Genomic DNA, 13,857 nt, shown 5'->3' with positions numbered 1-13,857 from the left:
AAGTAATTTTTTTTTTTGAACCAAAATTTGTAGTTCGTTTGCGTTTTCGTGAATACACTATTTCTTTGTTCATTTTTTAAAAGAAAATAAGCCGCGAGTTACCACGACTTATTTGTCAAATAATTAATAGTACATTATATAGTTAAAAGTTCTTAGTAATCCTATTACTGATACTTGTAGCAACTTCCTGTTTTCTTTGCCGATTTACCTGTCATTTTATCAGATAATAATAGAATAAATGGACATCTAACTTCTGCAGCTTGTTGTTTTAAAACTTTTTCTGCACGCTCATCTTTTCCATTTCCAGTTCGGAAGTTAATCATACCTGTTTTAGATTTTAAATCATCTCCTTTTTTCAAACCTGCAACCAAAGATTTATCTTCCAAAATAATCACTTTCCCCCAATCTTTATCGTCAGTAATTTCAATTTTATCAGAAACATCCTCAATACGAGTGCTTTTCCCGTAAAATACTTTATTAACAGAATATTTACTCAAAGACTGTATAGCATCTTCTCCATCATACGTATATTCTACCGTAAATTCTCCCACACGCTTAATCTGACCTTCGATAATCTCACCAGAATGTTTGTAAATTTTATCTACTTGTCCAAATGCTAGCGAAGCCATAAGACCTAATCCTAAAATAAAAATGTTTTTCATTGTTAATTGTTTTAAATATTGACTTAATTTTAATTGATTTCTAAAATACTTTCAGTTTCGTTGATTGTAATTATAGTTTTTAGAGGACTAGATTCCAGTAAACCATAATTTTCTTTTAGATTGGTGGTCGGTTTTTTCAATAAATCAATTAATTGATCAATTGATTCTTGATAGATTTTCTTTTTTGTAGAGTTCTTAACTAAAGAGATATAATACGTCTTATAGTTTTTCTTAATTGGAGCTTCTTTTTCTATTTCTTCTGCAATATTTTTAAAGAAACTTGTTCTATTTTCAGAATTTTTGACCACAATACGCTTTATATTTTTCCCTTCAGTTTCAACCTCAATATTCAACGTATATGGTTCAATTTTTACTGAATTGTACATTACTTTTTGGTTTCCAAAATTATCTTCAATAGATGTAGAAGAAACCTTATAAAAATCCTCTAACTCATTTACACGATTTCCAATAAATTGTTTTAAATTTTTGTAATCCAAATTTTGAGAGAAACCTAAACTACACAACAGTAGTAATAAAGTAGATAAAATAATCTTCATTTTTAATAAATAATTAGCTATTAACACCAGATTTATGTGCTAAATAAATTCTTTGCAAATTTTAGGATTCAGTACTTAAATTCCTATTTTTGCAGGAGTAGTTATGAGGTAGTTTAACGATTACTACCTACAGGTAGTTGAATTACTTTACTAAATATCAGTTATATAATAAAAATGAATAACAAAACACTTTTTATATTCTTTACTCTATTTTTTACCCAGGTAGGGACAGGAAACACTATAAATTCCGAAATTCTAAAGAAAAAATTTCATCTTATAATGAAATTGGTTCATTTGATAAATCAATTATCAAATTGGATAGTATTATACATTCTAAAAACGTAACGAATTACGATTTATATAATTTGTATTTGTTAAAATATCTTACGTATAAAACATTATTAAATTATCCAGAAGCAGAAGAAAATTTAAACGTTGCTGAAAAATTTGGCTTAAAGAGTTCTAAATATAAATCCGAAGTTGAGACAAGAGTTTTAATTGAACGAATCTTTATCCAATTTGATTATTTAAAATATGATAAGGTTGAGGAATTGCTCCAAAAAGTAAATAAATCTAATTTAAAATATTTGGATGCCGAAACGTATGGCTTTTATATTTCTGTTCTAGGCACAATGAATAGTATAAATAAAAATTATATTCAGGCAGAAAAAGATTATTTGGAAGCTATAGAAATTTTGAAGCAAAAATCTCCCAAACATTTACCTAATATTTATAGAAAGCTTTTACACTTATATACAGAAACAAAAGACAATAAGAAGGCTTTAGAAGCTTTTAGCAAAGGGTTATATTATGCAAAACATTTTGGTATAAAACTTTATATTTTGAATATGTACGAATCTCTTACGTGGTATTATGCTCAGAATGAAGATTGGGAAAAAGCATATAAAACAAGATTAATTGTGAATGATCTTGCAACCGATTATGATGCAATTAATCAAAGTGGAAAATTACAAAATTTAGAACGAGAAATTATTAATAAACGAAATGATTTAGAAGTTCGAAATCAAAAAAATATCCGATTATTTCTAGTTATTATTTCTACAATTCTAATCATATTATTAATTGTTCTTTATAAATTCTACAAGATAAACATCGAAAAAAGAAAACTTGTTGAAAATGAAAATGAACGGATGAGAAATAAACTTTCTGATTTGATTAATCATTCGAATAACGCAAATCAAGTTGAAAAGAAAATCATTTTAAGTGATTATAATCTTTCGGAAAGACAACTGGATATCATCGAATTAGTGAAGAAAGGATTTACAAATAAAGAAATTGCAACTGAACTCTATATTTCTGAGAATACCGTGAAATATCATTTAAAGGTTATTTACAATACTTTGGGAATAGAAAGTCGTAATTCGTTGTAAATAAAAAATCTCGAGCAAATGCTCGAGATTTTTTTATTTATTCATTTGTTTCAATATACTTAATGTTTTTTTATCGACTTGATCTGCATAAAAAAACTTCAAAACATCTTTGATAATTTTTTCTTTCGGAACTATGAAGTTGAATAATGTCAAACTTGATTTCAGTTTCATTGCATCATTTTTTCCGAAAATTAATTGCGGAATTACGCCTTTATGTTGCATTAATAATACAGATAAAACTTCTAAATAATTTCCCCAAAGTTCTTCATCTTTCACAAAAGCTCTCGCCTCTTCTTTTGAAGAAATCGAAAATTCTAATGACGAATCACTCGAACCTAATCCAACTAATTGAGGAAACATAAAAACAATCCAATTTGTTTGCTTTTTTCCTACATGAACTTCCATCAAGATTTCATCGTATACAAAACTTTGCGCATCGTGAAATCGTTTCAAATTAAATTTATCGTGAGGATCTTTTTGTTTCAGTAAATCTCCTATTTTCATATTGTAAAGTTAAAAAAATACCTCACCAAATTGATGAGGCATTTTATTTATTTTATAAGTCGATTACATTCTTTCTGGAACACCAATTCCTAATAAACGTAACGAATTCTGAATTGTATTTGCAACCCATTGAGAAAGATATAAACGGAAGTTTTTCACATTTTCATCTTCATTTTTTAAGATTGGATTGTTTTGGTAGAATGAATTAAATAATTTCACTAATTCATACACATAATTCGCAATCAAAGCAGGGCTCATTTCTATTGCAGCTTTATCAATTGTATCTTCGAAATCGTATAGTGCACGAATAATTTCTTTTTCAGCATCATTCAATTCTATTGCATTTGCATCAAATTCTTTTGGAGATTCTTTTCTCAATAAAGACTGAATACGCGCAAAAGTATATTGAATAAATGGTCCTGTATTTCCATTAAAATCGACAGATTCTTTCGGATCGAATAAAATACGTTTCTTAGGATCTACTTTCAAAATGTAATATTTCAAAGCACCCATAGCAATTGTTTCGTACAATTCAGCTTTCTCATCATCAGACATTCCGTCTAATTTTCCTAATTCTTCAGAAATCTCTTTTGCAGTATTGTAAACTTCTTGCATCAAATCATCAGCATCTACAACTGTTCCTTCACGCGATTTCATTTTTCCGTTTGGTAAATCAACCATTCCGTAAGATAAGTGATGTAAAGCATCAGCCCAAGAATAACCTAATTTTTTCAAGATTAAGAATAAAACTTTGAAGTGATAATCTTGCTCATTTCCTACAACATACGTTAATTCTTCTAACGTTGGATTATTTTTGAAACGCTCTACAGCAGTTCCCAAATCTTGCGTAATATAAACTGAAGTTCCGTCCGAACGTAAAACTAATTTTTCGTCCAAACCTTCTGCAGTCAAATCAATCCAAACAGAACCATCTTCTCTTTTGTAGAAAACACCTTTGTTTAAACCATCTTCAACAATATCTTTTCCTAAAATATAAGTATTCGATTCGTATAAATATTCGTCAAAAGCAACACCAAGACGTTTGTACGTTTTCGCGAAACCATCATATACCCAACCGTTCATTTTTTGCCAAAGCTCAATAACTTTTGGTTCATGTGCTTCCCATTGACGCAGCATTTCTTGTGCTTCTAAGAAAATTGGCGCTTCTTTTTTCGCTTCGTCTTCCGATTTTCCTTGTGCTTCTAATTCTTTGATTTCTTGACGATAATGTTTGTCAAATTCCACATAATATTTTCCAACCAAATGGTCGCCTTTCATATTTGCAGATTCTGGCGTTTCTCCATTTCCAAATTTTTCCCAAGCAATCATCGATTTACAAATATGAATACCACGATCGTTGATAATTTGTGTTTTAATCACATTATTTCCTGCTGCTTCAATAATTTGAGAAACCGAAAATCCTAACAAATTATTACGAACATGTCCTAAATGCAAAGGTTTGTTTGTATTTGGCGATGAATATTCTACCATTACCGTTCTCGAATTTTCATCAACTTTCGTAATTCCAAAAGTTGAATTTTGAGCATTTTGAGTAAAATTTTCTAAAAATTCTACTGAGCTTAAACTCATATTCAAGAAACCTTTTACAACATTAAACGCTGTAATTTTATTATTTTCAACCAAATTTTCACCGATTTTAGTACCGATTTCTTCTGGTTTACCTTTCAAAGTTCTGATTAATGGGAAAACAACCAATGTATAATCACCTTCAAACTCTTTCCTTGTAAACTGAATTTCAACAGATTCAGGGTTAATTTGATAAACGTTTTGAATCGCTTCTAAAACATTCTGTGTGATGTATTGTTTTAAACTCATTTTATTCCTTTTTACTTAATCGAAATGCAAAAGTACGAAGTTTCAACGAATTTGAACGGATTGCACATTGAGTTTTTAAGAAGTCATCAAGAAAACTTATCTTTGCAAAATGAAAGCTACATTCGCGGATTTCGAATTAACAAAACAATTGAGTTCGGCTTTAGAAAAGTTGAATATCACAACCCCAACTCCAATTCAAGAAAAATCATTCAAACCGATTCTTTCTGGACGAGATATAATGGGAATTGCCCAAACAGGTACAGGTAAAACAATGGCTTACTTATTACCCTTGTTGAATACTTATCAATACTCTAAAACGAATCAACCAAAGATTGTTATTTTGGTTCCGACACGCGAATTAGTTGTTCAGGTTACCGATATTTTAGAGCAATTAACAGAGTTTATCAATGTTCGTGTTTTAGGAATTTATGGTGGTGTAAACATCAATACTCAAAAATTATTGGTGTATGAAGGCGTTGATATTTTGGTTGGAACACCAGGTCGTGTTTTAGATTTGGCGATAGACAATGTATTATCATTCAAAGAAATGAAAAAATTAGTAGTTGACGAATTTGACGAAATGTTGAGTTTAGGTTTTCGTCCGCAACTGATTCATTTATTTACAATGATGAGTGATAAACGTCAAAACATTTTATTCTCTGCAACGATGACTGATCAGGTTGATGATATGTTGCACGAATATTTCAAAAATCCTATTGAAATTTCGTTGGCTCGTTCGGGAACTCCTTTAGAAAAAATTTCTCAATCAGCTATTCCAGTTGAGAATTTCAATACAAAATTGAATTTAATTGTTCATCAATTAGATGATAAAGTGAAATTTGAGAAAGTTTTAATTTTCGCCAACAATAAAAAACATGCTGATTTAATCTTCAATCATTTAGATGAAATTTATCCAGATGAATTTGGTGTAATTCATTCTAATAAATCTCAAAATTATCGTTTGAGAACAATGGAAGCCTTTACCAGAGATGAATATCGAGGAATTATTACAACTGATATTATGGCTCGTGGTTTAGATATTCCTGATGTTACACATGTAATCAATTTCGAGATTCCAGATGTTCCAGAACAATATATTCACCGAATTGGACGTACAGGACGTGCGGATAAAAAAGGTGAAGCAATTTCTTATTTTTCTGAAAAAGAAATTGAGCGTTTAGATGATATCGAAGCCTTGATGGATAAAGAGATTGAAGAGATTCCTTTCCCTGAAGAGGAAGTAAAAATCAATCCAGTAAAACGTGAATTCGAGAAAGATGTTGTAAAAATGAAACAACTTACAACTGTAAAAATTGAAGAACGTGGTGCAGCATTTCACGAGAAAAAAGATAAAAATAAAAAGGTAAATTTAGGAGGTCCTACAAAACGTAAACCACCTAAATCTAAACCTAAAAACCGTGGTCAGCAAAAACAAAAAGCGAAAGCACGCAAAAAAGGAAAATAAAATGAAAGCGACCTATTGGTCGCTTTTCTTATTTTAAAATCTGTTTGAATTTAGATTTAAATTTTGCAATTTTTGGTCCAACAACTGCCGAACAATATGGCTGATCCGGATTTTCATTGTAATAACCTTGATGATAATCTTCCGCTGGCCAAAATTTATCTAAAGGCTCTATTGTTGTAACGAATTTATCTTCATACAAAGTTCCGTTATCAAACTCTTTTAACGATTCTTCCGCTTGCTTTTTTTGTTCTTCTGATGTGTAAAAAATACTCGAACGATATTGTGTACCGACATCGTTTCCTTGTCTATTTAACTGCGTTGGATTATGAATATTCCAAAAAATTTCTAATAATTCTTTGTACGAAATCACTTCATTGTCAAAAGTAATTTCAACAACTTCCGCGTGATTTGTATCTGTATCACAAACCTGACGATAAGTAGGATTTTCTACATTTCCTCCAGCAAATCCAGAGATAGCTTGTTCTACTCCATTTATCGAATTAAAAATTCCTTCCACACACCAAAAACAACCAGCTCCTAAAACTGCTACTTCCTTGCTCATGCCTTTTCTATTTTTATTTATTCAATCAAAAAAAGGTTCTAATTTATCAGAACCTTTCTACTATTTTTATACCAATTGGAAAGCGGTATCATCTTTTACATCACCAATCACAAAAGTACTGTGAGTACTACCAATTACCTTTATTGTTGTTAGTTTATTTACCATAAAATCTCTGTATTCGTCCATATTTTCGAAAGACATTTTGATAATGTAATCGTAATCACCACTTACATGATAACTCGCCTGAACTTCTTTTAAATTCACAATTTCGTTTTCGAAAATCTTGATGTTATCAGCAGAATGTTGTTGTAACTTAATATGACTAAATACCAAAAGTTCTCTGTTAATTAATCTTCTGTTTACAAGCGCAACATATTTAGAAATAATTCCAGATTTTTCTAATTTCTTGATTCTTTCATGAATTGCGGTTGACGATAAATTTAACTTATCAGATAATTCTTTGTAGGTAATTTTACTGTTTTCTTGTAGGTACATTAGTAGTTGTTGATCGAGAGTGTCAAATTTCATTTCAATTAATTTTTTTCTAAAGTAACAACATTATTTTGAATAATTATCTATACAGAGTTAAAAAATTAACCAATCAAAGAAAATATATTTGTAATTTATTTAAATACACCATTTTTATTCTATTTCTAGAATTCATAAAATATTAAACTCTATAATTTTCATATACTAATAAATGTTAAATATCTTTCTTTATTCATATTATTCATTGTATATTTGAGCTCGAAAAAAATCGAGAGGAATGATTTGACTGATTGCAACCTCATAAAACAATTGCTAAAACAGGACTTCAGTTTATCCTCCCCTCTATCATTTAAAAAAAAGTATAGAAATGTCATATTTATTTACGTCAGAATCAGTTTCTGAGGGGCATCCAGATAAAATTGCCGATCAAATTTCTGATTCAATTCTTGACCACTTTTTAGCATTTGATGCAAAAAGTAAAGTAGCTTGTGAAACTTTAGTAACGACTGGACAAGTTGTTTTAGCAGGTGAAGTAAAATCTAATTCTTACATTGATTTGCAACGTGTAGCAAGAGAAACAATTGCTGAAATTGGTTACACGAAAAGTGAATATATGTTTGATGCAAATTCTTGTGGAATTTTATCTGCAATTCACGAGCAATCTCCAGATATTAACCAAGGTGTAGACAGACAATCTGACGAAGAGCAAGGTGCTGGTGACCAAGGAATGATGTTTGGTTATGCTACAAGTGAAACTGAAAACTATATGCCTTTGGCGTTAGATTTATCGCACAGATTATTGAAAGAATTAGCGCATATCCGTAAATATGAAAAAGATTTATTGCCATATTTACGTCCTGATGCTAAATCTCAGGTAACAATTGAATATGATAATGACAACAAACCTGTTCGTATCGATACAATTGTAATTTCTACTCAACATGATGATTTCGCAAACGAAGAAGCTATGAGAGATAAAATTACAAATGACTTAGTAAGTATTTTAATTCCTCGTGTTAAAGCGCAACTACCTGTTCATTTACGCGATTTATTTACAGATAGTATTACTTACCATATCAATCCTACAGGAAAATTCGTTATTGGAGGACCTCATGGAGATACAGGTTTAACTGGTCGTAAAATTATTGTAGATACTTATGGTGGTAAAGGTGCTCACGGTGGTGGTGCTTTCTCAGGAAAAGATCCATCAAAAGTTGACCGTTCTGCTGCTTATGCTGCGCGTCATATTGCAAAAAACTTGGTTGCAGCTGGTGTTGCTGATGAAGTTTTAGTACAAGTTTCTTATGCAATTGGTGTTGCTGCTCCAGTTTCTTTATTAGTAAATACTTTCGGAACTCAAAAAGTTGAGTTAACTGAAGGAGAAATTTCTACAAAAGTTTCTGAAATCTTTGATATGAAGCCTTTCGCTATCGAGCAAAGATTAAAACTAAGAAATCCTATTTACAAAGAAACTGCATCTTACGGACACTTAGGTAGAGAACCAAAAACTGTTTCAAAACGTTTTGAATCTGCTAATGGACAAGATGTTGTTGAAGTTGAAGTTGAATTATTCACTTGGGAAAAATTAGACTTCGTAGATCAAATTAAAACAGCTTTCGGATTATAATCTGAAAATTTTAAATCATATTAAAAAATCCACTCAATATTGAGTGGATTTTTTTATGTTTAATTTTTACTAATCGAATTGACTAACCAATATCGTTTTCCTTCTTTGTAAGAAATATTGATACTATCTCTGGAAAGTACAATCAATTTTGTTGGTGTCCAACCCACATTTCGTAACGAATTGCTTCCTGTCATTTCCATTTGAATATTTTCTATTGGATCAATTTTTTGAGTTGTGATAAAATCAAATTTATATAAATTCTTAGATTGAGAAACTTGCACTACTCCACTATCTTGTACAATTCCTCCTAAAGAATCTTGAAAAATAATAAATCGTCTTTCATATTTTTCTTTATAAATAGTATTCTGGCTATCATCCTCATTATTACAAGAAAATATCATCATTAATACTGAAGCAAAACATGCAATCGTTCTCATAAAACATCATTTTATATTTAACTATTTTCAGCTCAAAATATTGTACAAAAAAAAAGACGCTCACTACTGAACGTCTTTTATATTATTATTCCTAAAAATTATCTTGTTGCATTTGCAGTCCAAGTTTTACCGTCTTTTGTGTAAAGAATTGTCAATTTAGCATTATCAATTCTAATATAAGATAATTCATCTGCTCCAACACTCACCAAAGTATTGTCACCTTTTTTCTCAAACTCAACACCGTTTAAATCTGGAATTTTATCAGAAAAAGCAAAATTATACTTTGTTCCGCTTGCAATTTTTGTTACAAACACACTACCACTTTGAGTTGATAATGAATTATTCGCGTCTTTATAACTTATACTTCCTTTGTAAGTTCCTGCAAAAAAATCGTTGTTAGCTGGATCGTCATCATCATTACAAGCTGTGAATACAAATAAGGCGAAAAATGTTACCGCCAAAAATTTCAATAGATTCTTCATGTTTTTATTTTTTTATTGGTTATAACAATCAATATTTTCAATTATAATACCATAAAATGTTAAATAAAATTGATAAAGTATTTTTTAACATTTTTAACTCTCACAAAAAATCGTATTTTTGAAGCAATATATAATACCTATAAACATGAATTTATTGCAAGGTAAAACAGCAATCGTTACAGGCGCAACTCGCGGTATTGGAAAAAGTATTGCTGAAGTTTTTGTGAAAAATGGCGCTAACGTTGCCTTTACTTATGCTTCTTCTGTAGAAAAAGCAAAAGCTTTGGAAGAAGAATTGGGACAATTCGGTAAAGTAAAAGGATATCAATCTGATGCTTCTGATTACGAAGCTGCTCAAAAATTAGTAGAAGATGTAATTGCTGAGTTTGGTCAAGTTGATATTGTAATTAATAATGCTGGAATTACGAAAGATAATTTGTTGATGAGAATGTCTGCAGAAGATTTTGAAAAAGTAATTCAAACAAACTTAAATTCGGCTTTCAACTTAACAAAAGCAGTGATCAAACCAATGATGAAACAACGTTCTGGATCTATCGTGAACATGTCTTCTATTGTTGGAATCAAAGGAAATGCTGGGCAAGCAAATTATGCAGCATCTAAAGCTGGTTTAATTGGTTTCTCTAAATCTGTTGCATTAGAATTAGGTTCTCGTAATATTCGTTGTAATGCAATTGCACCAGGTTTCATCGAAACTGAAATGACAGAAGTTTTAGACCAAAAAGTTGTTGAAGAATGGCGTAATGGAATTCCATTAAAACGTGGAGGACAACCAGAAGACGTTGCAAATGCATGTTTATTCTTAGCGTCAGATTTATCAAGTTATGTAACAGGACAAGTTTTGAGTGTAGACGGAGGTTTACATACTTAATTCTTAAAAATATCATACTTTTTGAAAGGTTTTGTTTAGTAAATTTGCTAATCAAAACCTTTTATAATTTAAGACAACTACGTTGAGAAAAATATCAAATAAATTAAATGTTCAATTGATTGCTGAAACTTTTTTGGCTTTCGGAATTGATCATATCGTATTATCGCCAGGATCTCGAAACGGAGCATTAACCATGCAATTTGCGAATGACAAACGTTTCAAAACTTATAGTGTAATCGACGAACGTTCGGCAGGATTTGTCGCTTTGGGAATGGCACAGCAAATTCAGAAACCTGTTGTTGTTTGTTGTACTTCTGGTTCGGCAACGGCAAATTATTACCCAGCAATTACGGAAGCTTTTTTTCAAAATGTTCCTGTAATCGTGCTTTCTGCAGATCGTCCCGAGCATTTGGTTGATAATTTTGATGGACAAACCATTCGCCAAAAAGATATTTTTGAGAAACATTCAGTTCATAATGTACAACTTTCCGAAAGTGAAGAAACGGATGATTTAACGCGAAATATGTTGTTGACGAAATATGCGTTGATTGATTGTATGCACAAATCTGCGCCAATTCATATCAATATGCCTTTTTCTGAGCCTTTGTACGAATCTGTAACAACACCAGATATTGAAATTGATACAATTACAATTCCTGCAAAAGATTATCCAGAAATTGATGTAATTGATTTGATGAAACGTTGGAATGCTTCGACGCGTAAAATGATTTTGGTCGGATTACATCATCCTGATGCCAAATTTGATCATTTTGTAAAACAATTGGCGCAAGATGATTCGGTTGTTGTGTTAACAGAAGTAACATCAAATATTCATGATGAACGATTTTTCAATAAAATAGATCAAGTTATTTTCCCTTATTCGGAAGAAGAATTAGAAGCGTTGAAACCTGATATTTTATTGACAATTGGGCAAAATGTCGTTTCCAAAAAGATTAAAAAATTCTTACGTGATCAAAAGCCAACGCAACATTGGCATTTAGATGAATATTGGCAACCAGACACTTTCCAAGCATTAACAGATAAAATTGAGACGAAACCTGAATTGTTTCTAGAACAATTTGTTCCGTTTGTTAATCCAAAAGAATCAGAATATTACAACACATGGAATTCGATACGAGAAGCGAATAATATCAAACACAAAAATTACATCAATATGATTCCATTTTGTGATTTGAAAGCATTTGATTCCATTATTAGAAATTATCCTGAAAATTGGCAAATTCAGTACGGAAATTCAACCATTATTCGTTACGGATTATTATTTGATCATAACAATTCGAATCCTGTTTTCTGTAATCGTGGAACAAGTGGAATTGATGGTTCTACGTCGACAGCAATTGGCGCTTGTATCGCTTCTGGTCAAAATACGGTGATGATTACGGGCGATATTTCATTTTTCTATGATTCGAATGCTTTGTGGAATGTCAATATGCCAAATAATTTCAGAATTATTTTGATTAATAATGGCGGAGGAAATATTTTCAAATTTATTCCTGGCCCATCTGAAACAGATGTTGTTGAAGATTATTTTGAAACAAAACATCATTTCACTGCCGAACATTTAGCTAAAATGTATGGTTTTGAATACCAAGTTGTTTCAAATTTAACTGATTTAGAAAATACTTTTGAAGATTTTTATGCAGAAAGTAATCGCCCGAAGATTTTAGAAATTGATACACGAAATTCTGCTAACGATGCTATTTTGAGAGGATATTTTAGTAGTTTGAAGTAAAAAATATTAAAGAGAAATCATTAGTTTGGTTTCTCTTTTTAATTCAAATAATTTTCCTAAAACATTTTCAAAAAGACACCTTCTATATAAATTCTATATAAACTAGGTTGGTATTCTCCGATTGAAATGATAACATAATACTCGGATGTTTCCTTTAAATACACATATAAATTCTCAGCGTTTCTGTAACTAGTCAAATCAACAATAAAATTATTTTTAATAATTCCTTTACAATGACTAATGATGGAAGTAAAAAGATTCTTCTCAATATTATTTTCTACAATATTTAACTCTACTAATTCTTCAAAATCAAAAGTAAAATCTAATTCATTATTTATTTTAAAATTGTGTTTACCATAAATAAAAATGCAATCAGAAGATTGAATTAGAAGCATTTTACTCATTATTTGCTTTATATCTTTATTCATTGAATAAAAATTAAATTATCTCAATTTTCTCTCCTAAAAACTTTGGTTGAACACCAAAAAAGCTATCAATAAAAACTTTCGTTCGAGCAAAATACTCGCGGATATTTGTTTTTAATCCAGCATGTTTATTGACATCTTTTGCACTGTAACCATACGCATTAATTCCGTTTTGACGTGCAATATAAACTGCTCGTTGATTGTGAAACTCTTGGGAAACTACAATAAATTCATTCTGACTAAAAATTTCCTTTGCACGAATCATAGAATCTAATGTTCTAAAACCTGCATAATCCAAATAAATCACATTTTCTGGAACTCCATTTTTTATTAAGGCTTGTTTCATTGCTTCAGGTTCGTTGTAGTTTTTTCGACCATGATCTCCACTCAAAATAAAGTACGTTACTTTTCCTGATTGATACAATTCTGTTGCAGCTTCTATACGATACGTAAAGTAATAATTTTGATAACCACTCACCAAATTTGGCGCTGTTCCCAATACAATCGCAACTTTGGTTTTAGGTAAAATCTCTAATTTATCTGTGACAAATTCTTCCGTTGAGTTTTCTATTTTATAATTTGCAAAAGCTGTGAACAAAAGACTTCCAATTCCTAAAATAAGTAAAGTATAAAAAGATTTTTTCAGAAACTTTTTGGTTTTGATTTTCATAGTTGGTTCAAGATTATTTCTTGTGTTAAAAATACAATATATTCTTCAGTTTTATAATGATTTAAGAACTCCTATCCGATAATAAATATTTAAAATCAAAATTTCATT

At 30.3% G+C, this 13,857-nt stretch carries 15 protein-coding genes; 5 read left to right on the top strand and 10 right to left on the bottom strand.

What is annotated here, in order from left to right; genetic code table 11:
- Nucleotides 1-164: 164 nt before the first annotated feature.
- On the bottom strand, nt 165-662 hold the full coding sequence (locus N5D46_RS07030) for a hypothetical protein (protein WP_244957947.1): 498 nt from the start codon (nt 660-662) through the stop codon (nt 165-167).
- A gap of 29 nt (nt 663-691) precedes the next feature.
- Complete coding sequence (locus tag N5D46_RS07025) at nt 692-1,219, bottom strand: hypothetical protein (RefSeq protein WP_147280012.1); 528 nt, start codon at nt 1,217-1,219, stop codon at nt 692-694.
- Nucleotides 1,220-1,533: 314 nt separating this feature from the next.
- Here N5D46_RS07025 and N5D46_RS07020 point away from each other — a divergent pair, with 314 nt between their 5' ends.
- Nucleotides 1,534-2,610: a LuxR C-terminal-related transcriptional regulator gene (locus tag N5D46_RS07020; protein ID WP_280049556.1), complete on the top strand. Its 1,077-nt coding sequence runs from the start codon at nt 1,534-1,536 to the stop codon at nt 2,608-2,610.
- A gap of 33 nt (nt 2,611-2,643) precedes the next feature.
- Here N5D46_RS07020 and N5D46_RS07015 read toward each other — a convergent pair whose 3' ends face one another.
- On the bottom strand, nt 2,644-3,114 hold the full coding sequence (locus N5D46_RS07015; protein WP_052217833.1) for a DUF1810 family protein: 471 nt from the start codon (nt 3,112-3,114) through the stop codon (nt 2,644-2,646).
- A 63-nt stretch (nt 3,115-3,177) separates the two neighbouring features.
- Nucleotides 3,178-4,950: an arginine--tRNA ligase gene (argS, locus tag N5D46_RS07010; protein WP_280049555.1), complete on the bottom strand. Its 1,773-nt coding sequence runs from the start codon at nt 4,948-4,950 to the stop codon at nt 3,178-3,180.
- A 109-nt stretch (nt 4,951-5,059) separates the two neighbouring features.
- Here argS and N5D46_RS07005 point away from each other — a divergent pair, with 109 nt between their 5' ends.
- Nucleotides 5,060-6,415, top strand: a complete 1,356-nt coding sequence (locus tag N5D46_RS07005) for a DEAD/DEAH box helicase (protein WP_280049554.1) — start codon at nt 5,060-5,062, stop codon at nt 6,413-6,415.
- A gap of 28 nt (nt 6,416-6,443) precedes the next feature.
- On the opposite strand, the gene msrA is transcribed toward N5D46_RS07005, so the two are convergent.
- A complete protein-coding gene (gene msrA, locus N5D46_RS07000) occupies nt 6,444-6,977 on the bottom strand; it encodes a peptide-methionine (S)-S-oxide reductase MsrA (RefSeq protein WP_280049553.1) in 534 nt (177 codons plus the stop codon).
- A 66-nt stretch (nt 6,978-7,043) separates the two neighbouring features.
- Nucleotides 7,044-7,505: an Lrp/AsnC family transcriptional regulator gene (locus N5D46_RS06995; protein ID WP_115001022.1), complete on the bottom strand. Its 462-nt coding sequence runs from the start codon at nt 7,503-7,505 to the stop codon at nt 7,044-7,046.
- Nucleotides 7,506-7,833: 328 nt separating this feature from the next.
- Here N5D46_RS06995 and metK point away from each other — a divergent pair, with 328 nt between their 5' ends.
- Nucleotides 7,834-9,093: a methionine adenosyltransferase gene (gene metK / locus N5D46_RS06990; protein WP_038336123.1), complete on the top strand. Its 1,260-nt coding sequence runs from the start codon at nt 7,834-7,836 to the stop codon at nt 9,091-9,093.
- Between the two features lie 59 nt (nt 9,094-9,152).
- Here metK and N5D46_RS06985 read toward each other — a convergent pair whose 3' ends face one another.
- Together N5D46_RS06985 and N5D46_RS06980 are read right to left on the bottom strand one after the other, a co-directional pair.
- A complete protein-coding gene (locus N5D46_RS06985) occupies nt 9,153-9,530 on the bottom strand; it encodes a hypothetical protein (RefSeq protein WP_280049552.1) in 378 nt (125 codons plus the stop codon).
- Between the two features lie 98 nt (nt 9,531-9,628).
- Nucleotides 9,629-10,012, bottom strand: coding sequence for a hypothetical protein (locus tag N5D46_RS06980; RefSeq protein WP_115001026.1), 384 nt, complete (start codon nt 10,010-10,012; stop codon nt 9,629-9,631).
- A 145-nt stretch (nt 10,013-10,157) separates the two neighbouring features.
- On the opposite strand from N5D46_RS06980, the gene fabG reads away from it, so the two are divergent.
- Both fabG and menD read left to right on the top strand, forming a co-directional pair.
- Nucleotides 10,158-10,901 (top strand): 3-oxoacyl-[acyl-carrier-protein] reductase, encoded by a 744-nt coding sequence (gene fabG / locus N5D46_RS06975; protein WP_038336119.1) that lies wholly within the window; start codon nt 10,158-10,160, stop codon nt 10,899-10,901.
- Between the two features lie 82 nt (nt 10,902-10,983).
- Nucleotides 10,984-12,654, top strand: coding sequence for a 2-succinyl-5-enolpyruvyl-6-hydroxy-3-cyclohexene-1-carboxylic-acid synthase (menD, locus tag N5D46_RS06970; protein ID WP_038336117.1), 1,671 nt, complete (start codon nt 10,984-10,986; stop codon nt 12,652-12,654).
- 56 nt (nt 12,655-12,710) lie between these two features.
- Here menD and N5D46_RS06965 read toward each other — a convergent pair whose 3' ends face one another.
- Nucleotides 12,711-13,082, bottom strand: a complete 372-nt coding sequence (locus tag N5D46_RS06965) for a hypothetical protein (protein WP_038336116.1) — start codon at nt 13,080-13,082, stop codon at nt 12,711-12,713.
- A 10-nt stretch (nt 13,083-13,092) separates the two neighbouring features.
- Entirely contained in the window at nt 13,093-13,749 is a 657-nt protein-coding gene (locus N5D46_RS06960; protein ID WP_125349808.1) for an ElyC/SanA/YdcF family protein, read from the bottom strand.
- Nucleotides 13,750-13,857 lie beyond the last annotated feature (108 nt).

Origin of the sequence: Empedobacter sp. GD03865 (assembly GCF_029840775.1) — a bacterium.
Classification (GTDB): domain Bacteria; phylum Bacteroidota; class Bacteroidia; order Flavobacteriales; family Weeksellaceae; genus Empedobacter; species Empedobacter falsenii_B.
The sequence above is the reverse complement of the archived record's forward strand: the minus strand, read 5'-3'. Positions and strand labels throughout refer to the sequence as shown.